Origin of the sequence: Flavonifractor sp. HCP28S3_F3, from assembly GCF_052065355.1 — a bacterium.
Taxonomy (GTDB): Bacteria; Bacillota; Clostridia; order Oscillospirales; family Oscillospiraceae; genus Flavonifractor.
This window is the reverse complement of sequence record NZ_JBQHUF010000015.1, coordinates 16039-37960: the sequence shown is the minus strand read 5'-3', so window position 1 is coordinate 37960 and position 21922 is coordinate 16039. Positions and strand designations below refer to the sequence as shown.

The 21922-nt window shown below is 60.9% G+C and carries 20 protein-coding genes; 13 read left to right on the top strand and 7 right to left on the bottom strand.

Annotation, left to right across the window (positions count from 1 at the left end; genetic code table 11):
• The first annotated feature begins 19 nt into the window (after window positions 1-19).
• Window positions 20-487, top strand: a complete 468-nt coding sequence (locus ACTNB1_RS12720) for a GNAT family N-acetyltransferase (RefSeq protein ID WP_441169950.1) — start codon at window positions 20-22, stop codon at window positions 485-487.
• A gap of 29 nt (window positions 488-516) precedes the next feature.
• On the opposite strand, the gene ACTNB1_RS12715 is transcribed toward ACTNB1_RS12720, so the two are convergent.
• Genes ACTNB1_RS12715 through ACTNB1_RS12705 form a run of 3 tightly spaced genes read right to left on the bottom strand, consistent with a single transcriptional unit; the run spans window position 517 to window position 3804 of the window.
• Entirely contained in the window at window positions 517-1278 is a 762-nt protein-coding gene (locus ACTNB1_RS12715; RefSeq protein WP_441169948.1) for an MBL fold metallo-hydrolase, read from the bottom strand.
• The gene (locus tag ACTNB1_RS12710; protein ID WP_441169947.1) at window positions 1275-2675 is read right to left on the bottom strand and encodes an MATE family efflux transporter; all 1401 of its coding nucleotides are present in this window, start codon (window positions 2673-2675) and stop codon (window positions 1275-1277) included. The genes ACTNB1_RS12715 and ACTNB1_RS12710 overlap by 4 nt, the downstream gene beginning before the upstream one ends.
• 4 nt (window positions 2676-2679) lie before the next feature.
• On the bottom strand, window positions 2680-3804 hold the full coding sequence (locus ACTNB1_RS12705; RefSeq protein ID WP_441169945.1) for a cysteine desulfurase family protein: 1125 nt from the start codon (window positions 3802-3804) through the stop codon (window positions 2680-2682).
• A gap of 190 nt (window positions 3805-3994) precedes the next feature.
• Here ACTNB1_RS12705 and ACTNB1_RS12700 point away from each other — a divergent pair, with 190 nt between their 5' ends.
• The 5 genes from ACTNB1_RS12700 (at window position 3995) to thiH (ending at window position 8457) form a co-directional block, all read left to right on the top strand.
• A complete protein-coding gene (locus ACTNB1_RS12700) occupies window positions 3995-5371 on the top strand; it encodes a rubredoxin (protein ID WP_441169943.1) in 1377 nt (458 codons plus the stop codon).
• A 150-nt stretch (window positions 5372-5521) separates the two neighbouring features.
• Complete coding sequence (gene thiS / locus ACTNB1_RS12695) at window positions 5522-5716, top strand: sulfur carrier protein ThiS (RefSeq protein ID WP_441169941.1); 195 nt, start codon at window positions 5522-5524, stop codon at window positions 5714-5716.
• A 1-nt stretch (window position 5717) separates the two neighbouring features.
• Complete coding sequence (thiF, locus tag ACTNB1_RS12690) at window positions 5718-6353, top strand: sulfur carrier protein ThiS adenylyltransferase ThiF (RefSeq protein ID WP_441169939.1); 636 nt, start codon at window positions 5718-5720, stop codon at window positions 6351-6353.
• Window positions 6354-6397: 44 nt separating this feature from the next.
• Window positions 6398-7180: a thiazole synthase gene (locus tag ACTNB1_RS12685; RefSeq protein ID WP_441169937.1), complete on the top strand. Its 783-nt coding sequence runs from the start codon at window positions 6398-6400 to the stop codon at window positions 7178-7180.
• Window positions 7181-7194: 14 nt separating this feature from the next.
• A complete protein-coding gene (thiH, locus tag ACTNB1_RS12680; RefSeq protein ID WP_441169935.1) occupies window positions 7195-8457 on the top strand; it encodes a 2-iminoacetate synthase ThiH in 1263 nt (420 codons plus the stop codon).
• Window positions 8458-8514: 57 nt separating this feature from the next.
• Here thiH and ACTNB1_RS12675 read toward each other — a convergent pair whose 3' ends face one another.
• The 3 genes from ACTNB1_RS12675 to ACTNB1_RS12665 all read right to left on the bottom strand — a co-directional run bounded on the left by ACTNB1_RS12675 (window position 8515) and on the right by ACTNB1_RS12665 (window position 12954).
• Window positions 8515-9888, bottom strand: coding sequence for an amidohydrolase (locus ACTNB1_RS12675; RefSeq protein ID WP_441169933.1), 1374 nt, complete (start codon window positions 9886-9888; stop codon window positions 8515-8517).
• Between the two features lie 13 nt (window positions 9889-9901).
• A complete protein-coding gene (ade, locus tag ACTNB1_RS12670) occupies window positions 9902-11662 on the bottom strand; it encodes an adenine deaminase (RefSeq protein ID WP_441169931.1) in 1761 nt (586 codons plus the stop codon).
• Between the two features lie 167 nt (window positions 11663-11829).
• Window positions 11830-12954 carry an AI-2E family transporter gene (locus ACTNB1_RS12665; protein WP_441169930.1) on the bottom strand — a complete coding sequence of 375 codons (1125 nt, stop codon included), beginning with the start codon at window positions 12952-12954 and terminating at the stop codon, window positions 11830-11832.
• 175 nt (window positions 12955-13129) lie between these two features.
• On the opposite strand from ACTNB1_RS12665, the gene nifS reads away from it, so the two are divergent.
• The 6 genes from nifS (at window position 13130) to cysK (ending at window position 19034) form a co-directional block, all read left to right on the top strand.
• Window positions 13130-14329 (top strand): cysteine desulfurase NifS, encoded by a 1200-nt coding sequence (nifS, locus tag ACTNB1_RS12660; protein ID WP_441169928.1) that lies wholly within the window; start codon window positions 13130-13132, stop codon window positions 14327-14329.
• A 19-nt stretch (window positions 14330-14348) separates the two neighbouring features.
• Window positions 14349-14792, top strand: coding sequence for a Fe-S cluster assembly scaffold protein NifU (gene nifU, locus ACTNB1_RS12655; RefSeq protein WP_441169926.1), 444 nt, complete (start codon window positions 14349-14351; stop codon window positions 14790-14792).
• Window positions 14793-14948: 156 nt separating this feature from the next.
• On the top strand, window positions 14949-15953 hold the full coding sequence (locus ACTNB1_RS12650) for a methionine ABC transporter ATP-binding protein (RefSeq protein WP_441169924.1): 1005 nt from the start codon (window positions 14949-14951) through the stop codon (window positions 15951-15953).
• A complete protein-coding gene (locus ACTNB1_RS12645; protein WP_441169922.1) occupies window positions 15946-16701 on the top strand; it encodes a methionine ABC transporter permease in 756 nt (251 codons plus the stop codon). The genes ACTNB1_RS12650 and ACTNB1_RS12645 overlap by 8 nt, the downstream gene beginning before the upstream one ends.
• 443 nt (window positions 16702-17144) lie before the next feature.
• A complete protein-coding gene (locus ACTNB1_RS12640; RefSeq protein WP_441169920.1) occupies window positions 17145-18014 on the top strand; it encodes a MetQ/NlpA family ABC transporter substrate-binding protein in 870 nt (289 codons plus the stop codon).
• 108 nt (window positions 18015-18122) lie between these two features.
• Window positions 18123-19034, top strand: coding sequence for a cysteine synthase A (cysK, locus tag ACTNB1_RS12635; RefSeq protein WP_441169918.1), 912 nt, complete (start codon window positions 18123-18125; stop codon window positions 19032-19034).
• A gap of 69 nt (window positions 19035-19103) precedes the next feature.
• Here cysK and ACTNB1_RS12630 read toward each other — a convergent pair whose 3' ends face one another.
• A complete protein-coding gene (locus ACTNB1_RS12630; RefSeq protein WP_441169916.1) occupies window positions 19104-19808 on the bottom strand; it encodes a Crp/Fnr family transcriptional regulator in 705 nt (234 codons plus the stop codon).
• A gap of 192 nt (window positions 19809-20000) precedes the next feature.
• On the opposite strand from ACTNB1_RS12630, the gene ACTNB1_RS12625 reads away from it, so the two are divergent.
• On the top strand, window positions 20001-21812 hold the full coding sequence (locus ACTNB1_RS12625) for an amidohydrolase family protein (RefSeq protein ID WP_441169914.1): 1812 nt from the start codon (window positions 20001-20003) through the stop codon (window positions 21810-21812).
• The last annotated feature ends 110 nt before the right edge of the window (window positions 21813-21922 follow it).

The following is a 21922-nucleotide window of genomic DNA, read 5'->3' as shown; positions in this document are numbered from 1 at the left end:
GGCACAAGAGGGGGTATGCGTGTTGGACGGCTTACCGGTAGAGATCATCGATTATGAGGACCGCTACAAGCAGGCGCTGGAGGATATCTCCCTGCCCTGGCTGCTGGAGTACGATCTGCTGGAACCGGTGGATCTGGAGATGCTGGCTGATCCCCACCGGTTCATCGCCGGGGGCGGTCGGGTGCTGCTGGCCAGGGCAAAGGATGAGATCGTGGGGATGGTGATGCTGGAGCTCCAGGGCGAGGGCGTGTGCGAGGCGTTGAAGTTCGGCGTCAAGGAGGAGTATCGGGAGCAGGGCATCGGTACCGCCCTGATGGAAGCTGTGCTCCAGGCCGCCCGGGACGCGGGGCAGAAGACCATCGTGGTCACCTCCAACCACAAGCTGAAATCCGCCCTCAGGATCTACGAAAAGCTGGGTTTTGAATACGTAACGTATTCCGATAAATGGTTTCAACTTTCCGATATCAGAATGGAACGGGAGTTATAAAAAGGACGCGCCGGATGGCGCGTCCTTTCTTAATCTTCAAATTCGTAGATGGCTCCGGTGGTGAGGGCGTGGAGCCGGTCGCCCAGCTCCTCCTTTAAAATGGTGTAAGCGGGTGTCCCTGTGCAGTGTCCGGTGTAGACCGCCCTTACATCCAGCTCGTCCCGGAGGGCGGCGCCGATGGCGTGCACCTTTTCCGGAGCAGGGCCCAGGGTGGAGGGACCGTCCTTTCCCATCAGATGGAAGCCGCCCAGCACCGCCCGGATAGGTGTTTGGGGGAACTGATCCTTCAGCTGGGTCAGGATCTTCACTACTCCCGCATGGCAGCAGGAGTTGAACACCACCAGTCCCTGGCTGGTTTCAGCCACCAGGGACTGTTCATGCTTCACCCGGTCGGGGATGAGGTGGAGGCCGGGAGCCAGCTCCCGAGGCCCTTCCGCCAGGTCAAAGCGCTCCTCATATCGGCATAGCATGCCGGGGTTGACGCCGATGTACTCTTTCTCCTCCCAGTACTCCGGCTCCACGATCCGGGGCCGGGCGCAGACGGAGGCGGTGTGATTGACGGCAAAGAAGGCATTGAAGCCATCGGCGTGGTCATAGTGGCCATGGGACAGGGCGGCTCTATCCACCTTCGACAGATCAACACCCAGATTGTGGGCGTTGACCAGCACTGCGCCGCACTCCCCGGCATCCAGCAGATAGCGGCCGCCCCGGTATTCGATATAAAAGGAGAGACCGTGTTCGGGGATCAGACCTTCCGGCGCGGAGTTTTCCATCAGAACGGTGACCTTCATTGGGACGCCTCCTTTTCGTGGGTGAATTGCGTGACGTCGTTGATCCAAACCCGGGAACGGAACCGGGGCACGCCGAAGAAGAATTTTGAGGTGCTCTCCATGATGACGCCCACATAGACCCAAAAGATGCCCCACTTCAGCACCAGGCCGAAGAGAGCGGCCAGGGGGAGAGCTACCAGCCAAAGAGGAAGCAGGTCGATGATGGTGGCGGCCCGCACGTCACCTCCGCCCCGGAGCACCCCCACGGTATTGACCGTGTTGAAGGCCCGCAGGGGGAGGATAGCGCCGGTGAAGGTGAGCATCATGGTGGTGATACCGCCGGACACCGCAGACAAGTGGAAGAAGGGATAGAGCAGGCTTGGGAACAGGAACCAGGCCCCGGCGATGAGAGGCAGGCCGATGACCAGTCCGCAGCCCATGGCCAGCAGGTTGAGGGCGCCTCCCATCTCGTATACCTGTTCCCGCCGGCCGGCGCCGATTTCCCGGCCGATGATGATGGCGGTGGTGCCTGAGATGGCGAAGATGGCCACGGTGCATAGGTCCTCAATGTTGCCCGCCAGGGCCCGGGCAGCCAGGATCTCGGTAGAGCCCTCCATGTGGCCCATGACTACCTTATACATGGAGTTGCCCAGTCCCCACAGAGTCTCGTTGAGGACAACCGGGCCGGAATAGCGGATGAATTTCTGGATCAGTGCGCTTCCCGGCCGGAACAGAGGCCCTGCCCGCAGCTTGAACCGGCGGTTGGTGAGGGCATAAGTGAGCATAATGACGAACTCCACCACCCGGGAGAGCAGGGTGGCCAGGGCGGCCCCCTCCACCCCCAGGGCGGGCGCCCCCAGATTGCCGAAGATGAGTACCCAGTTCAGGAAGGTGTTGGTCACCATGGAGATGGCGAAGATGATCATGCCAAGCTTGGGGTTTTCCATGGACCGGTGAGCCCCCACATACACGCCGGTAAGGCTGTTGAGGATGTAGGAGAAGCCCACGATCCGGGCGTAGGATGCCGCCAGGGGTACCAGTTCCTGGTTGTCGGTGAGTAGGCCCATCAGGGGCACCGGCAGGAAAAACATAATCCCCGCAAAGGCTAGAGAGATGGCACCCGCCACATAGCAGCCCAGGCCGATGACTCGGTTGATGGAGTCGGTGTCTCCCTTGCCCCAGAACTGACTGATGAGCACCGACGAGCCGCTCTGCAGGCCGAAGATGACCAGCTGGATGACGAACACCGGCGTGTTGGCCACCAGCACTGCGGCCAGGGGTGCCTCGCCCAGGGCACCCACCATGAAGGTGTCCATCAGGCCCAGCAGGGTGGTGCACAGGTTCTGCAGCAGAATGGGCAGGGCCAGCAGCACCACATTCTTGTAAAAGGCGGGACCCCGCCTCAGACAGGAAAACAAAGTCTCACCTCATTGCGATCCGATTTTTTGTAATGGAAATCAGCCCCTGGGCCAGCGCGTCTACATCCTCCCGGGTGTTTTCCGCCGAGAAGGACACCCGCAGCACGCCCATCAGGGTGCGCTTGGGCAGGCCCAGGGCGGCGAACACGTGGCTGGGCTTGCCCTTGTGGCAGGCCGAGCCGGAGGAGACGCAGATGCCCATGTCGGACAGGTCGCGGACCAGCATCTCGCTGGGGTAGCCGGGCAGGGAAATGGCGCAGACGTGAGGGGCATCTCCCGGGCTGACTACCTCCAGGCCGGGTACCTCCTTCAGCTTTTCCAGGGCGTAGTCCTTCACCGCTCGGATCTGCTCCCGGTATTCCGGCTTCCAGGCCTCGCAGGCGGCGGCCAGGGCGGCGATCTGGACGGTGGGCTCAGTGCCCGAGCGCAGGCCGCTCTCCTGTCCGCCTCCCATCAGCAGGGGCTTCACATTCAGCCCCTTGCGGATGTACTGTGCGCCGATGCCCTTGGGGGCGTGGATCTTGTGGCCGCTGATGGTGAGCAGGTCCACCCCCAGCTCCTTGGGGGTGAAGGGTACCTTTAAAAAGCCCTGTACCGCGTCGCAGTGGAGCAGGGCGGGGGAGCCGGCGGCCTTGATGGCCCGGGCGGCCTCCGCCACCGGCAGGATGGTCCCCACCTCGTTGTTCACCAGCATCATGGATACCAGAATGGTGTCCGGCCGCAGGGCGGCGGTCAGGTCGTCGATGGAGATGTGACCGGTCTTGTCCGGCTTGAGATAGGTGACCTCATACCCCTGACGCTCCAGGTCCTTCATGGGCTCCAGTACAGCCGAGTGCTCGATGGCGGTGGTGATCAGGTGCTTTCCTTTCCGCTTTCCATATTCCACGGCGGCCCGGATGGACCAGTTGTCTCCCTCGGTGCCGCAGGAAATAAAGAAGAGCTCCTCGGGCAGACAGCCCAGGCAGCGGGCCACCGTCTCCCGGCGTTCCTTCACCAGAGCCGCTGCCTGCTGGCCCAGGGCGTAGCCGGAGGAGGGGTTGCCAAAGCCCTCCGTCATGGCCTCATAGGCTGCCCGGGCCGCCTGGACGCACACCTGAGTGGTGGCGGCGTTATCAAGATAAATGGGCATGGTCTCACCTCAGAATCAGTCATTTCGTGCCATTTCATTGTATCCTCCGCCCTTGGGAAAGTCAAGGCGACGGGAGAGCAGAAAACAGACCAGGCAGTTTTTGTAAATGCCCTTGACAAGGGGATACTGGAATAATATACTGTGTTCTGCTAGGAAATAAAATGAGACAAAAAGAAAGGAAGGAATCGCCATGAGCGCGATCAAGCTGAAGGAAAACCTCTGGTCCGTGGGCGTACTCAACCCCGCCCTGCGCGTCTTTGATATCGTAATGGAGTCCAAATACGGCACCTCCTACAATGCCTATCTGCTCACGGGGGAGAAGAACGTCCTCATTGAGACCGTACATACCGATTATTTTGAGGAGTATCTGGACAACATCCGCCAGGTCATCCCGGTGGAGGATGTGGATTACCTCATTATGAACCATAACGAGCCCGACCACTCCGGCAGCGTGGCCAAGCTGCTCTCTGTCTGCCCCAAGCTGGAGATCATTGCCACCAAGGCGGGCAAGAAGCACCTGCAGGATATCACCAACCTGGAGCTGAACTGCCGCACCGTGGCTGCCGGGGATACTCTGGACCTGGGCGACCGGGTGCTGGAATTCATCCCCGCCCCTATGCTCCACTGGGCCGACTCCATGTTCACCTGGGACAAGGCGGGCAAGACCCTGTTCACCTGCGATTTCCTGGGCTGCCACTTCTGCGAGCCCACCATGCTGGATGTGAACATCCACGACAAGACCGCCTATGAGGGCGAGTTTGCCTATTACTTCGCCGGTATTTTCGGGCCTTTCAAGTCCAGCGTGCTGGCCGGCCTGGACAAGATGCCCGCCGACGTGGACATGGTGTGCACCAGCCACGGCCCCTGCCTGACCGAGACCATTAGCAAGGCTAAGGAGCTCTACCGCACCTGGAGCACTCCCGCTCCCAAGACCAAGCGCACCGCCTTCGTGGTGTACGCTTCCGCCTACGGCTGTACCCGCACCCTGGCGGAGACTGCCGCCAAGGCTCTGGAGGGTGAGGGCTACGACGTGACCACCGCCGACGTCACCGTGGTGCCCTATGCCGAGTGCGTCAAGCTGGCCCACGAGGCCGACGTGCTGTTGGTAGGCTCTCCCACCATCAACCGCGCCGCTCCCAAGGCAGTGTGGGATGTGCTCACCTCCATCGATCCCATCAACCTGAAGGGCAAGGCCGCCGGTGCCTTCGGTGCTTACGGCTGGAGCGGAGAGGCCGCTCCCATGCTCCACACCTTCCTGAAGGGCCTGCGCTATGCTGCCCCCGAGGCTCCCTTCCGGGTGCTCTTTACCCCCACCCAGGCCGACCTGGACGCCATGGCCGACTACGCCCGCAGCGTGGCCGCCCTGTGCACCGTGCCTGTGGACGCCCCCGCTGAAAAGCCCGCCGGCGGCAAGTTTGTCTGCGCCCTGTGCGGCTACATCTACGATCCCGCCGAGGGCGACCCTGCCCACGGCGTAGCTCCCGGCACACCCTTTGACGCCATCCCCTCTTCCTGGTCCTGCCCCCTGTGCGGCGTGGACAAGGGCATGTTCAAGCCTGTGGAATAAGGAGAAGGTTCATAACCGGGCGGCTTGACATTCCGCTTTCATATGCTATAATAATCGCCAGAGTGTAAGGCAAGAGCCGCACGAAGGGGTACACCACCACGGGTGTAATCCTTTCGTGCGGCTTTTTTGCTGCTGAAGGAGGAAAAGTGCGTGGTCAGAATCAACGGAACGGAGCTTGATCTGGCGGGCCGAATCCTGGCGGACTATCTGGCGGAGGCGGGATTCAACCTGACCCGGGTGGCGGTGGAGCGCAACGGCGAGATCGTGCCCAAACGGCTTTACGGCGAGACCATTCTCACAGACGGGGACGCCCTGGAAGTGGTGGGCTTCGTGGGGGGCGGCTGACATGATCCCCACACAAGAAGAGATGCACCGGGCCCTGGAGGAGCGCCACGGTCAGGCTCTACAGGCCAGATTTGACGCCGGACGGGTGGCGGTCTGCGGCCTGGGCGGGTTGGGCTCAAACGTGGCCATCGCCCTGGCCCGAGCGGGGGTGGGTACCCTCCACCTCATTGACTTTGACAAGGTGGATCTCACCAACCTGAACCGCCAGCAGTACATGGCGGATCAGCTGGGCAGGTACAAAACGGAAGCCCTGGCGGAGACCTTGAAGCGGATCGCTCCCTATTGTAAGGTGCGAACAGACACGGTGCGGGTGACGGAGGAAAACCTGCCCGAGCTGCTGACGGAGGACGACATCGTTTGTGAGGCCTTTGACCGGCCGGAGGCCAAAGCCATGCTGGTTTCCGGCGTGCTGGAGCATTTTCCCCAAAAGCCCCTGGTTGCCGCCTCCGGTATGGCCGGGCTGGGCAGCGCCAATACTATCCGCACCCGGCGGGCGTTCGGGAAGTTGTACCTGTGCGGCGACGAGACCTCCGACGTATCCCACGGGCTGGGCCTGGTGTCTGCAAGGGTGGCGGTGTGCGCCGCCCATCAGGCCAACATGATCCTCCGGCTCCTGGCCGGGGAGACGGAACCTTAACACGCTATTCATCCAATCAAATACAGAAAGAAGAGGAGATACTTATGACAGAACAGCTGAAGAACGACCCGCTGGTCATCGGCGGCCACACCTTTACGTCCCGCTTCATCCTGGGCTCCGGGAAGTACTCCCTGCAGCTCATTGAGGCCGCCGTCCGGGACGCGGGAGCGGAGCTCATCACCCTGGCAGTCCGCCGGGCCAATACCAAGGAGCACGAAAATATCCTGGACTACATTCCCAAGGGCGTCACCCTCCTGCCCAACACCTCCGGCGCCCGGAACGCCGACGAGGCGGTGCGCATTGCCCGGCTGGCCCGGGAGCTGGGCTGTGGTGACTTTGTGAAGGTGGAGATCATGCGGGACACCAAGTATCTGCTGCCCGACAACCAGGAGACCATCCGGGCCACGGAGATTTTGGCCAAGGAGGGCTTTGTGGTCATGCCCTACATGTACCCGGATCTGAATACGGCCCGGGATCTGGTGAACGCCGGCGCGGCGGCGGTGATGCCCCTGGCGTCTCCCATCGGCTCCAACAAGGGCCTGGCTACCCGGGAATTTATACAGATCCTCATTGACGAGATCGACCTGCCCATCATTGTGGACGCCGGCATCGGCCGACCCTCCCAGGCCTGCGAGGCTATGGAGATGGGCGCCGCCGCCATCATGGCCAACACCGCCCTGGCCACCGCGGGCGACCTGCCTCTGATGGCCTCCGCCTTCCGCAAGGCCATTGAGGCGGGCCGTCAGGCCTATCTGTCCGGCCTGGGCCGGGTGCTGCTCCGGGGGGCCGCTGCCTCCGACCCCCTTACCGGCTTCCTTCGGGACTGAGAGGGGGGCGCACCATGGAAAACAAGGAAAATCAGTTCTTTGTGGATTCGGAGTTTCTGAGTCCTCAGGCTCTGGAGCGCAAGCACCAGCTGGAGACCGATCCCGCCAGCCGGGCGGACCACATGGCCTACCTCCCCGGTATGGAGCGCATCCAGTCCGATGTGATGGACAAGGTACTGGCCCATATGAACGACTACGACCCGGAGCGGTACACCGCCCGGGAGGTGGAGGCGGCTCTGAACCACGAGACCTGCTCCATCGAGGATTTCAAAGCCCTCCTCTCTCCGGCGGCGGAGCCCTATCTGGAGCGGATGGCCCAGCGGGCCCGGCTGGAGACCCGGAAGCACTTCGGCAATACGGTCTACCTCTTCACCCCGCTGTACATCGCCAACTACTGCGAGAACTACTGTATCTACTGCGGCTTCAACTGCTACAACCACATCAAGCGGATGAAGCTAAATCAGGAGCAGATCGAGCACGAGATGCAGGTCATCGCCGCCTCCGGTATGGAGGAGGTGCTGCTGCTTACCGGCGAGAGCCGTTCCATGAGCGGGGTGGAGTACATCGGCGAGGCCTGTAAGCTGGCCCGGAAGTATTTTCGCATGGTGGGCCTGGAGATCTACCCGGTGAACAGCGACGAGTACCGCTACCTCCGGGAGTGCGGCGCCGACTATGTTACCGTGTTCCAGGAGACCTATGACGCCGACAAGTACGAGACCCTCCACCTGATGGGCCACAAGCGGGTGTGGCCCTACCGCTTCGAGGCCCAGGAGCGTGCCCTCATGGGCGGCATGCGGGGTGTGGGCTTCTCCGCCCTGCTGGGCCTGGCGGACTTCCGCAAGGATGCCCTGGCCACCGGCCTGCACGTCTATTACCTCCAGCGCAAGTACCCCCACGCCGAGATGTCTCTGTCCTGTCCCCGGTTGCGGCCCATCATCAACAACGACAGAATCAACCCCCGGGACGTCCACGAGCGGCAGCTGTGCCAGGTGCTGTGCGCCTACCGGATCTTCCTGCCTTTTGCGGGCATCACCGTATCCTCCCGGGAGAGCGCGGAGTTCCGCAACGGCATCGTGAAGATCGCCGCCACCAAGGTGTCCGCTGGGGTCTCCACCGGCATCGGCGACCATGAGAGCAAATACACCGGCAAAGAGAGCGATGGCGCAGAGGGCGACGAGCAGTTTGAGATCAGCGACGATCGCAGCTTTGAAGCCATGTACGCCGACATCTCCGCCGAGGGCCTCCAGCCTGTGCTCAACGATTACCTCTATGTGTAAACAATAAAAAACGGAGCAGTGCAGCCAAAGCTGCACCGCTCCGTTTTTTGTTGTTGATCAGTCCTGGTTTACCTTCACCACGGGGAAGCGGTCGGGCAGCTTGATGCCCGCCCGGTCGTAGATGGCGGCGCCGCGCTCGCAGGCCTCCTTCAGGATGGCCTCCTCGTCCAGCACCAGGATCTTCCGATCCCGCATGAGCCACTTGCCGTCGCACATGGTGGACTGCACATTGACAGAGTGCATGGCGGTGACCAGAGCGGCGATCTTGTCGTTCACCGGCATCATGGAGGGGCCGTGGGGGTCGATGACGATAAGGTCGGCCTTCTTGCCGGCCTCCAGGGAGCCGTACAGGTTCTCGTCCATCAGAGCACGGGCACCCCACTTGGTGGCCATCCGCAGGATGTCCTGAGCGGGCACCACGGTGGGATCCAGCCGCCAGCCCTTGTGGATCAGGGAGGTAAGCCACATCTCATCCACCATGTCCATGTGGTTGGAGGAGGAAGCGCCGTCGGTGCCGATGGAAACGCAGATGCCCATGTTCAGCATCTTGGGGATGCGGGCGAAGCCCAGCACCCGCATGGCGGAGGCGGGGTTGTGGGACACCTTCACGTCCCGCTTCTTGAAGAGCTCCAGCTCCTCGTCGTTGAGCCACACGGTGTGGACGGCCAGCAGGTTTTTGTCCAGCACGCCCAGGTTCTCCAGGTGCTTGACGGTACCCTCGCCCCAGCGGGCGTAGGTGTACTCCTTCTCCTCCTTGGCCTCGGCCACGTGCATGTGGATGCCTACGCCGTACTTGTCGGCCAGCTCCTTGGTGCGCACGCACAGCTCGTCGGTGTTGTTGAAGATGGTACGCAGGCCAAACCACACCTGGACGCGGCCGTCGGCGGTGTTGTGGTACTTTTCCAGGTCGACCACCTGCTGCTCCAGCTCCTGCTCCATGGTGCGCTGCCAGATCTTGGGCAGACCGTCGCCGCAGTCCATGACGGACTTGGCCAGCTTGCCCCGCAGGCCGGACTCCTTGGTGGCCCGGGCCATGCCGGAGACGAACTGTCCACCGGGCTCGGCGAAAGAGGTGACGCCGGAGCGGATGAGCTCCAGGGAGGTCATCAGGGTGGAGACGTAGGAGTCCTCCTCGGTCATGTTGCTCTCATAGGGCCACATCCGGTCGTGGAGCCAGGTGATGAAGTCCACGTCGTCGCCCACGCCCCGGCTGATCTGCTGGGAGGTGTGGACGTGGGTGTTGACGAAGCCGGGCAGGACGTACTTGCCGCCCAGCTCAATGACCTCCGCGTCGGGCTTGACCAGAGCGGGATCCACCTTGCCTACGGCGACGATCTTGTCGTCCTCCACCAGCACGCCGCCGCCGTCATAGACGGTGTCATTGGCGTCCATAGAGAGGACATAACCATTTTTCAGATAAGTCTGAGCCATTGCCGCTGCCTCCTTATTCCACCGAGATGACGGGGTCGATGATCTGGAACTTGCTCACGTCGAACAGACCCTGGTCGGAGATGGCCAGCGCGGGGATGAAGATCAGGGTGATGAAGGACAGGGTGACGTTGGGGGAGGGAACGGTGCAGCCCCGCTGAGCCATGGCGGCGATGACGGCCCTCAGCTTCTCGGCAATGACCTCGCCGGGCTCGTTGGCCAGCAGGCCGCAGATGGGCAGGGCGATCTCCTCGATGACCTTGCCGCCGTCCACGAACACCAGGCCGCCCTGGAGCTCCTGAATGCGGTTGACGGCCAGAGCCATGTCGTCGGGGTTGGAACCCACCACGCTGACGTTGTGGTGGTCGTGGCCCACGGAGATGGCGATGGCGCCGGACTTCAGACCAAAATTCTTGATGAAGGCGCGGCCGATGGAGCCGTTTTTGCCGTAGCGCTCCACGCAGGCGATGCGCAGGATGTCGTTTTCCACGTCAGGCTGCACCACGCCGTCCACCACCGGCAGGGTGACGGTGAGGTCGTCGGTGAGCAGGGACACGGGGGAGGCACCGATGACATGGACGGTGGCCTTGGAGGCCTTGGGATCCACCTTCAGCACCAGGTCGTCCCCGGTGACGTGGTTCATATGTACGGTGCCCAGCAGCTTGTCGCTGTAAGCGGGAGCCTTCAGCTCCCGGGTGAGGGCGCCGTTGTCCACGATGAGCTCGCCCTTGGACACCACCTGCTCCACCTTGCACTGCTCCAGGGAGGACAGCAGCACCACGTCGGCATACTTGCCGGGGGTGATGGAGCCGCACTCGTTGTCGATGCGGAAGCTCTCAGCGGGGTTGAGGGTGACCATCTGGATGGCGGTCACCGGATCCACACCCTCCTCCACGGCGATGCGCACCTTGTGATCCAGGTGGCCCAGATCCTTGATGTGGAGGGCGTCGATGTCGTCGGACACCATGCAGCAGTGGCGGGCGTCCACGTGGTTCTCGGTGAGCACCTTTAGGCAGGCACGCAGGTCGGTGGAGGCGGAGCCCTCCCGCATCAGCACATGCAGGCCGGCGCGCAGCTTCTGGAGAGCCTCCTCCTTGTTGGTGGACTCGTGGTCGGAGTTGATGCCGGTGGAGGCGTAGGCGTTCAGCGCTCCGTCATAGGTGGCGGGGGCGTGGCCCTCAGCGGTCTTGTGGTACTTCTCCGCCAGTTCCAGCATGTGGGCGGAGGCGGGGCTGCCGCCCAGGATGGGGGGCACCAGCACCTCGGCCAGACCCACGGCCTGGGGCAGCTGGATCAGCTCGTCCATCATGGCGGTGTGGAGGGTGGAACCGGTGGTCTGAAGGCCGTTCTCCTCCATGAAGGCGGGGACGGGGTAGTACAGCTTCACGGGGGTGCCGGCGGACTCGGCCAGCACTTCCTTCATGCCTTCCACGCCGGAGACGATGGTGACCTCCATCAGGTCGCTGGCCACGGCGGTGGTGCCGTGCTTGACCACCATCTTGGCAAACTCGGTGTAGGTGAGCATGCTGCTCTCAATGTGGATGTGGGCGTCGATAAAGCCGGGAGCCAGGTACTTGCCGGCGGCGTCGATGATCTTAGTGTCTGGGCCGCAGCAGCCTTCGGGCAGGTTGCCCACAGCGGCGATGCGCTCTCCGGCGATAGCAATGTCGGCGGGGTAGATCTCTGCAGTGTGAACGTTGACCAGCTGGCCGCCACGGATGATCACATCAGCGGGAGCCTGCCCCTGAGCCACTGCGATAAGCCTGTTATCCATCATAGACTTCCTTCTCCTTTATGGGCGAATCGTCAGAATTCGCCAGTTATCGGATTTATTATATTTCACCCCCTGCGCCCTTGTCAACCGAAGGGGCTATATCCGAAAGAAACGAGCAAAGAGGCGGCAGATCGTATCTGCCGCCTCTTTGTGTTGGTTCATAAAAGTATTTACGCTTCACCGGAGTGGTCCAGTCTGCGGCGCACGTCCCGCCGCAGCAGAGTGTACAGCACCGAGGCCACCGGCACGCTGAGCAGGACGCCCTCCAGCCCCAGTAGTCCGCCGCCCACGGTGACGGCGGCCAGCACCCAGATGCCGGGCAGGCCGATGGAAGAGCCCACCACCTTGGGATAGATCACATTGCCCTCGATCTGCTGAAGGATGACTAGAAAGACCAGGAAAATCAGAGCCTTCAGGGGGGAGACCATCAGCAGCAGCACCGCCGAGAGGATGGCGCCGATATAGGCGCCCGCCACAGGGATAATGGCGGAGGCGCCTACAGTGACGCCGATGAGGGGGGCGTAGTCCGGCTGAATGAACAGCATCCCCACAGTGCACAGGCCGCCAAGAATGCAGGCCTCAATGAGCTGACCGGTAATAAAACGGGTAAAGGTGTCCGAGGTCAGATGGATCACATCGGTAATGGGATCGGCGAATTTTTTGGGTACATAGGCCCGCAGCACCCGGCGGCACTGGCCCAGCAGCTTTTCCTTACCTGAGAGCATATAAATGGAGAACACCAGAGCCAGCACTCCGGTGACCACCAGCGAGACAATGCTGGTGGTGATCTCAAGCAGCTGGGGCGCCAGACTGGACAGGAAGCCAAGGGCCTGTTTAAAGAGGTTTTCCAGAGTTTGGTTCAAACTGGACAGATCCAGAGCCTCCATATCCAGATGGAGATAGTCCGCCAGATGATTGATCCAGTCCTGAACATTTGAAATGTAGCCGCTGAGGTTTAGCGCAAAGGTCTGGATACTTTCCGTCAGCTTGGGCAGCACGAAGGAGAACACCCCGGTAATGACCACGATCAGGGCCAGGTAGGAGGTGACTACAGCCAGGGGCCGGGCAGCGCCTGCGGCCTTGGTTTTCCCCAGGCCGCAATTGTACAGCCGGAAAAAGAAGTGACAGGGGCGGTTGAGAATGAAGGCCAGAGCAAAACCGATGATCAGCGGCCGAAACAGACCCAGCAGACGGCCCAGTGCAAAGCCGACAACGTCCAGCCGGGCCAGCACCATCACCAGAACCACCGCGTAGGTGATGATGAGCAAAATACTTTTGAACAGCCGTTTATCCATAAAGTTGTCTCCTGTATTTGTTCGCATGATATCTTCTTACGCTCAATATAGCATCCCCAACTTTTGCCGTCAACGGAAAAACCGTCGCGGAAAGTTTTTCTTGACAAACAGAATTTGTGTGACTATAATCATAGTAAACATATAGGAATTTAGTAAATAGAAAGGAGCACGCTCCATGAACCATACCATGATCTACGCCGACCACGCCTCCACCACCGCTCTTTCCCCTAAGGCGCTGGAGGCCATGCTTCCTTATTTTACCCAGGGTTACGGTAATCCCTCCAGCTTGTATGCCTTTGGCCAGCAGGCCAAAAGTGACCTGGAGAAAGCCCGCGCCGCTGTGGCCCGCTGTCTGAATGCCAAGCCGGAGGAAATTTATTTTACCTCCGGCGGAACCGAGGCAGACAACTGGGCCCTGCGGGGTGTGGCTGAACTGATGGCCCTGAAGGGTAAAAAGACCGGCCACATCATTACCACTGCCATCGAGCACCATGCTGTTCTCCACACCGCCCAGTATCTGGAGAAGCAGGGGTACGAGGTGACTTATCTGCCGGTGGACGGGGAAGGGCGGGTGGACCCCGCCGCGGTGGAGGCGGCTATCCGCCCCGACACCATTCTGATCTCCGTCATGGCAGCCAATAACGAGATCGGCACCGTTGAGCCTATTGCAGAGATCGGTGCCATTGCAAAGGCCCACAAGGTACTCTTCCACACCGATGCCGTCCAGGCAGTGGGACATATCCCGGTGGATGTGGAAGCGTGGCAGGTGGATCTGCTCTCCCTGTCCGGCCACAAGTTTGGCGGACCCAAGGGCGTGGGAGTGCTGTATATGCGTAAGCCCCTGCGGCTGCCGCCCCTCATCCACGGCGGCGGACAAGAGAAGGGCCGCCGCTCCGGTACTGAGAACGTGCCCGGGGCCGTGGGCCTGGCCGCCGCTCTCACCGAGGCGGTGGAAAATCTCTCTGCTGAGTCTGTCCGGCTGGCTGCCCTGCGGGACAAGCTGATCGAGGGCCTGACCAAGCTGCCTTACACCAAGGCTACCGGCAGCCTGACTTACCGGCTTCCCGGTACCGCCTCCTTTGTGTTTGAGGGAGTGGAGGGAGAGGCGCTTCTCCTCCATCTGGACGCCAAGGGCATCTGCGCCTCTTCTGGCTCGGCTTGTTCCTCGGCCTCCCTGGACCCCTCTCATGTGCTGCTGTCCATCGGTCTGCCTCACGCCATCGCCCACGGCTCCCTGCGTATCTCCCTGGGGCCGGACAACACGGAAGCTGATGTGGACTATATGCTGAACGAAGTGCCCGCTGTGGTGAATTACCTGCGGGAGATGTCACCGGTTTGGGACAAGGAAAACCAGAAACCCACTTGGGTATTGTGATTTGGAAGGAGAATATTACATGTTGTATTCGGATAAGGTAATGGATCACTTTGAGCACCCCCGGAATGTGGGTGAGATTGCTGACGCTGACGGAGTGGGTCAGGTGGGCAACCCCAAGTGCGGGGACATTATGAAGATGTACCTGAAGATCGACGGCGACGTGATCACCGACGTGAAGTTCAAGACCTTTGGCTGCGGTTCGGCCATTGCCACCTCCTCCATGGCTACCGAGATGATCAAGGGCAAGACCATCGGGGAGGCCATGAACCTAACCAACGCGGCGGTGGCTGAGGCTCTGGACGGGCTGCCCGGCTACAAGATGCACTGCTCCGTGCTGGCGGAGGAGGCCATCAAGGCCGCTCTGGCCGACTACTACAAGCGGCAGGGAAAAGAGGTGCCGGAGAACCTGAAGCTGCCCTGTGAGGACGAGGAGCACGGCAGCTGCTGTTCCTGCGGACATTGATTGAAAGCCCCCGGCGGACCATTCGGCCCGCCGGGGGCTTTTTTCCTTGACAGCGGGACAGGGTTGGCATAGAATATCATATGCGCGAAAATCCGCCCTTTTGGTCTCAATCGGGCGGTTTCCAGACTATTTTTACAGTTAGAGGGGTACGGTTCTGTGATCGAACTAAAACAGGTATCGAAAATCTTTCCCACATCCGAGGGGGATTTTCAGGCCCTGAAGGATGTGAGCCTGACCATCCGGGATGGGGATATCTTCGGCATCGTGGGCATGAGCGGCGCGGGTAAGTCCACCCTGGTCCGCTGCATCAATCTGCTGGAGCGGCCCACCTCCGGTCAGGTGCTGATGGACGGGGAGGACCTGATGACCTTTTCTCCCGCCAGGCTGCGGCAGGCACGCCGGTCCATCGCTATGATCTTTCAGCAGTTCAACCTGCTCATGCAGCGCACCTGCCTGAAAAACATCTGCTTCCCCATGGAGATTGCCGGTGTGCCGGCGGCGGAGGCCAAAAAGCGTGCCCTGGAGTATCTGGACATCGTGGGTCTGCCCGATAAGGCCAACGCCTATCCCGCCCAGCTCTCCGGCGGCCAGAAGCAGCGGATTGCCATCGCCCGGGCCCTGGCATCTAACCCCAAGGTCCTGCTGTGTGACGAGGCCACCTCCGCTCTGGACCCCACTACCACCCGGGCCATTCTGAAGCTGATCCAGGATATCAACAAGCGCATGGGCATTACCGCCATCATCATCACCCATGAGATGGCAGTGGTGGAGGAGATCTGCACCCATGTTGCTATCCTGGAGCACGGCAATATGGTGGAGACCGGCACGGTGGAGGAGGTCTTCTCCAATCCCAAGACCGAGGCCGGCCGCAAGCTGGTGTTCCCTGAGGGAGCCCACATCGATCAGTTCCCGGTGGCCAGCGTGGTGCGGGTGGTGTTCAACGGCGGCTCCTCCTACGAGCCTCTCATCGCCTCCCTGGCCATCGACTGCGGCGTGAAGGTGAACATTCTGGGCGCCGATACCCGCAATGTCAACGGCAAGGCTTTTGGCTCCATGCTGCTGGGCCTGCCTGAGGACAAGAGCGAGGCCGCCAAGGCTATGAACTATCTGAAAGCCCAGAAAGACGTCACCGTAGAGGAGGTGCCCGATTACCATGGCTGAACTGCTGCAAAATGAAGAGGTCCTCCGGCTGTTGGAGCTGAGCAAGAACGGTCTGCTCTTTGCCATCTGGGAGACCATGTACGTAACGGTGATCGCCACCTTCTTTTCCTATGTCATCGGCCTGCCCCTGGGCGTTATCACGGTAGTGGGAGAGCCGGGAGGCGTGCTGCCTCTTCCCCGGCCGGTGATGACAGTGCTCAACTTCGTCATCAACATTCTCCGGTCGGTGCCCTTCCTGATCCTGATGGTGGTGGTCATTCCTGTCTCCCGGTTCTTTGTGGGAACCTCCATCGGTACCACCGCCACCATCGTGCCCCTGATCGTGGCCGCCTTCCCCTTTGTGGCCCGTTTGGTGGAGGCCTCTTTGCGTGAGGTGGACAGCGGTGTGGTAGAGGCCGCTCTGTCCATGGGCTGTTCTCCCCTCCAGGTCATCACCAAGGTGATGATCCCCGAGAGCCGCCCGTCCCTGATCTCCGGCTTTACCACCGCCTTCATTACCATCCTCAGCTACGGTGCCATGGCTGGCGCCATCGGCGGCGGCGGCTTGGGCTCTATGTCCCTGATGCTGGGCTACCAGCGCCGGATGAAGATCATCCTGTGGGTGTCTGTGGTGGTGCTGGTAATCCTGGTGCAGATCTTCCAGTCCATCGGCTCCCGGGCTGCCGTGCGCTTTGATAAGCGGCTGCGGGATACAGACCGGAAAAAGAAGCTCCGGGATCACAAACCGGAAAAGTCCGGCATCCAATAAAATAGAAAAATTGGCCGGGGTGTGCAAAAAAAGGATGCGCACCCCGGCTCTTTTGTGTAAAATGGCGGCTTGACGGAGCGGGGTCCACTGGAATATACTAAGTGCAACCCAAAAGGGAACTGAATAACGCCCCTCAAACGCGAGGAAGAGAAGAGTAGCCATTGAGATACGGCACAGAGAGCCCGGTATGGTGGGAACGGGTACGGAAGGCTTTGGTGAAGATGGTCTTGGAGCGGCGCACCGACTACCGCAAGGTATAGGCTGCGACGGGCGCGCCCGTGAACGCGCAGGAGTATGACTGTACTCCATAAGGCCCTTGCCGTGAGGCATGGGTGAAGCAAGGTGGTACCACGAAGCGAAAGCTCTCGTCCTTGAATTAGTTCAAGGGCGTTTTTTTGTGCTCGGATTTTGGGTAACAACACCGTGAAAAGGAGAAATGAATCATGAAAAAGCTCGTCTCTCTGCTCCTCACCGGCGCCCTGACCTTCGGCCTGCTGGCCGGCTGCGGCTCCGGCACCGGCTCCACCAACACCCCCGCCCCCGGCGGCTCCCAGGCTCCTTCCGAGACCGGCAGCACCCTGGAGGGCACCGTCCTGAAGGTGGGCGCCACTCCCGCTCCCCACGCTGAGATCCTGGAGGTCGTGAAGGACATCCTGGCTGAGCAGGGCATCACCCTGGAGATCGTGGAGTTCAACGACTACATCCAGCCCAACCTGGCCGTGGAGAATGAGGAGCTGGACGCCAACTACTTCCAGCACATCACCTACATGAACCAGTTCAACGAGAGCGACGGCACCCACCTGGTGAGCGCCGCTGGCATCCACTACGAGCCTCTGGGCCTGTACGCCGGTAAGACCACCTCTCTGGAAGAGCTGCCCGACGGCGCTCAGATCGCCGTGCCCAACGACACCACCAACGAAGCCCGGGCTCTGCTCCTGCTCCAGCAGGAGGGCCTCATCACCCTGAAGGAGGGTGCCGGCATCACTGCCACCAAGGCTGACATCGCTGAGAACCCCAAGAACCTGGAGATCGTGGAGCTGGAAGCCGCTCAGATCACCTCCCGCCTGGCCGATGTGGACCTGGCCGTCATCAACGGCAACTACGCCATTGACGCCGGCCTGAAGATGGCCGATGCCCTGGCCGTGGAGTCCGCTGAGGGCGAAGCCGCTCAGGCCTACGTCAACGTCCTGGCCGTCAAGGAGGGCCATGAGAACGATCCTGCCATCCAGGCTCTGGTTGACGCCCTGCAGAGCGACGAGGTCAAGACCTTCATGGAGGAGACCTACGAGGGCGCTGTTGTCCCCATGTTTTAATCACAGCAAGGCCCGCCAAACGGCGGGCCTTGTGTCTTTTTAAAATTCCTATTGATTTGATAGGAATTTCGTGTTATACTGGAGAAAAACTATGGGAGGAACTTTCCTATGAAGATCGCGGATTCCATTGCACAGCTGATCGGCAATACCCCCCTGCTCAAGCTGGCGGACAACGGCAGCGGAGCGGTGCTGGGCAAGCTGGAGAGCTTCAATCCCCTGTCCTCCGCCAAGGACCGGGCGGGGCTGTATATGATTCTGGACGCCGAAGAGAAGGGGCTGCTGAAGCCCGGGGCCACCATCGTGGAGCCCACCAGCGGCAACACCGGCGTAGCGCTGGCCTATATCGGCCGCCAGCGGGGATATAAGGTTGTGCTTACCATGCCTGAGACCATGAGCCAGGAGCGGCGCAGCCTGCTGGCCGCACTGGGGGCGGAACTGGTACTCACCGAGGGTGCCAAGGGCATGGGCGGCGCCATCGCCAAGGCTAAGGAGCTGCTGGACACCGTGCCAGGCGCCTGGATGCCCGACCAGTTCAACAACCCGGCCAATGCCCGGGCCCACTATGAGGCCACCGGTCCCGAGATCTGGCGGGACACCGAGGGCAAGGTGGATGTACTGGTGGCCGGGGTAGGCTCCGGCGGCACCATCACCGGTGCGGGCCGCTATTTAAAGGAGCAGAATCCCAACATTACCGTGGTGGCGGTGGAGCCCGCTGAATCCCCCGTCCTCTCCGGCGGCAAGCCGGGCCCCCACAAGATTCAGGGCATCGGCGCCGGCTTTGTCCCCGGCACTCTGGATGTGAGCGTGGTGGACAAGGTGCTTCCCGTCCCTGGCCAGGCGGCTATGGATACCGCAAAAGAACTGGCCCGGGGCAAGGGTGTGCTGGCTGGGATCTCCTCCGGCGCGGCCTATTGGGCGGCCCTGGAGCTGGCTAAGGACCCTGCCTTCCGGGACAAGACCATTGTAGCGGTCCTGCCCGACACCGGAGAGCGCTATCTCTCCACCGGGGTGTTTGACTGACAGGGAAATATAGACAAAAACAGTACGGCTCCGGCTGCGGGTATCCTGCCCGCGGCCGGAGCCGTATTTTTATAGGTAAAGCTGCGCCTCAAGCGATGCACGGTCCGGAATCAAATAATATTGGTGGGCCTTTTTCAGCAGCCCGTCCCGTATCAGACTCTGAAAGCATTGGGACACTACCACCCGGGAAAGCCCCAGAAAGTCCGCGACTTCCTGGTGAGTCAGCCGGATGGTGAAGCGAATACCCGCCGCCTCTTTCACGCCATATGGCCCCGATATGGAGAGCAGAAACTGGATCACCCGTCCCCGCGCGTCCAAAAAGCTGTCCCGGACCACGGTGCGGCTGAGCATTTGCCACTTTCGGGCGGAGATCTGAAACAGCTTCAGCGCCAAGGCGGGGGAGGCCTCTGCCCGGTCCTTGAATACCTCCGCCGGGATGCGGGAGAACTGACACTCCGTAACCGCGACGGCCCGGTATTCCCGAGGTCCGCCGAACAGGCATTCCTCTTCTCCCACAGGGATCCCGTCAAAGAGCAGGCAGAGCACCCGCTTTTTTCCGTTGCTGTGGACACATTCTATCCGGACCTGTCCAGTGTGGAGGAAGATCACCTCGCTGGCAGGGTCGCCCTGCTGATAGAGTGCCGTCCCTGCCGGTGCGGTCTCCCGCTCAAAGCCCTCTGTCAGTCCGTCCCACACGGTATCCCACCGCTGGTTTCCCAATGAGGGGAGGCGCTGGGGTATCCATCTCTTTTCCCAGGGCGTTTCAGTTCCCAATGGAGCTCTCTCCTCTCCCATTGCCGTTTGCCGGTCCGGAGAATCTGCCGGCCTCCCTATTCTTGCAGAATTTAGGCAAGATGTGAAGTACTTAACAGAAAGAAAAGAGAAACTTTTATAAAATATGTACAGATACCTGCCTGATGCGCTGCAAAGATCGTCTCAAAAATTAGAAAGGGAGGAATACTGTAAATGAAAGGAAACACTTTGCGCAAACTGTGTGCGGTGGGATTGAGCCTGTCCATACTGGCGGGAATGGTGCCCGCACTGGCGGCCGGGTCGGGAGAGGTGGCCGACAGCGTCTACATCAATGGCAATATCTATACCGTGGATGAAGATTTCTCCACCGCCACTGCAATGGCAGTGAAGGATGACCGAATCCTGTATGTGGGTGACCAGGCTGGTGCGGAGGCCTATGTGGGCGCAGGCACTGAGGTTACAGATCTTAATGGAAAGACCGTGCTTCCCGGTCTGATCGAAGGACACATGCACATCAACAATCTGGGCGAAAATCAGATGAAGATCGACGCCTATTGGAAGAGCAAGGAAGCCATCCTGGAACTGGTTCGCCAGGAGGCGGAGAAGGCTGAACCGGGCACATGGATCCAGGGCTCCGGCTGGCTGGATACTCTGTGGGAGACCCCGGGCTACCCCACCAAGGAGGAGCTGGACGCCGTGGCGCCCGACAACCCGGTGATCCTGATCCGCTCGGACAACCACATGTGCTGGGTCAACAGCAAGGCTCTGGAGCTGGCGGGCATCACCAAGGATACCCCCGATCCCCAGGGCGGCAAGATCCTTAAGACGGATGACGGCGAGGTATGGGGCTGCCTGACCGATACCGCCATCAACCTGGTCCGTGACCTGGTGCCCAGCTATACCGTGGAGGAGCAGCAGCAGGCTCTCCTGCTGGCCCAGGACCATCTGTTCAGCTACGGCTTTACCAGCGCGGTGAACGCCGGCACCACAGTGCAGGGCCTGAAGAACTTTGAGGCACTGTACGAGAGCGGTCAGATGAAGCTGCGCACCTATCCTATGATCATGCTGACCAACGACCTGACCAGCGCGGAGGCGGAGTATATCCGTACCCATGAGCCCACAGAGGAGCTGTACGGCAACCGCATGCTGGTGCGGGGTGTGAAGATCGTGGGTGACGGCTCTCTGGGCTCCCGGTCCTCCGCCATGCTGGAGGATTACAGCGATGCGCCGGGAACCAAGGGTGAGTACCGCTTTACCGACGAGGAGATGTACGAGGCCATCAAGCTGGCTGACTTCATCATCATCGACCGCGACTACATGACCTGTCCCGAGGCTGACATCAAGGACATCCAGGTCCTGGCCACCTATGTGGGCAATGAACTGGTGTATGCCAAGGATACCTCCGATCCCACCATCGTATGGCAGGGCGATCCTCTGACCTTCAACAGCGAGATCGTGGTGGAGCCCGGCACCATCTATGTGCCTCTGAACGACATGGTCAACGGCATCGGCGCCACTGTCGCCGGGGAGAATCCGGTTTCCGTGACTCTGGACGACAAGACGGTCCAGGTGCCGGTCAAAGAGATCGGCGGCGTGCGCTATGTAGGTGTCCGCGCCCTGATGGAGGGCCTGGGCTACCACACCAACTGGTACCAGGACGGTGCCTGTGTTTCCATCGGAAAAAAGACTGCCGACGAGCAGGTGACTCCCGCTCCTGAGGTGGATGAATACAGCTTCCAGCTGGGGAACTTTGACGGTACCATCGGTGCGTTCTGCGATGTGATCATGACGGGTACCAAGGATCTGGCGTTCAGCGATCCCTTTGACCCGGAGGACGAGCCCATCCTCACTCCTTATGTGGCCAAAAAGTGTGAGAGCTACGGGGTGAAGTATTACATCGACAAGGACCTTCTGCTCACCAAGCTCTTTGCAGGGGTTGAGATGGACGGACAGTGGGTCTATATCCTCTATCAGGATGACGCTGTGCTCCAGCAGTACCTGGACCTGAAGGCGGAAGAGAAGTAGATGATCGCTGACGGTACCTATACCGAGGCTGCCCAGATCGACCTGGCCACCCGCTACGGCAAGCTGATGGGTTACAGCGACGCTCATATCGCGGAGAGCATCAAGGGCGA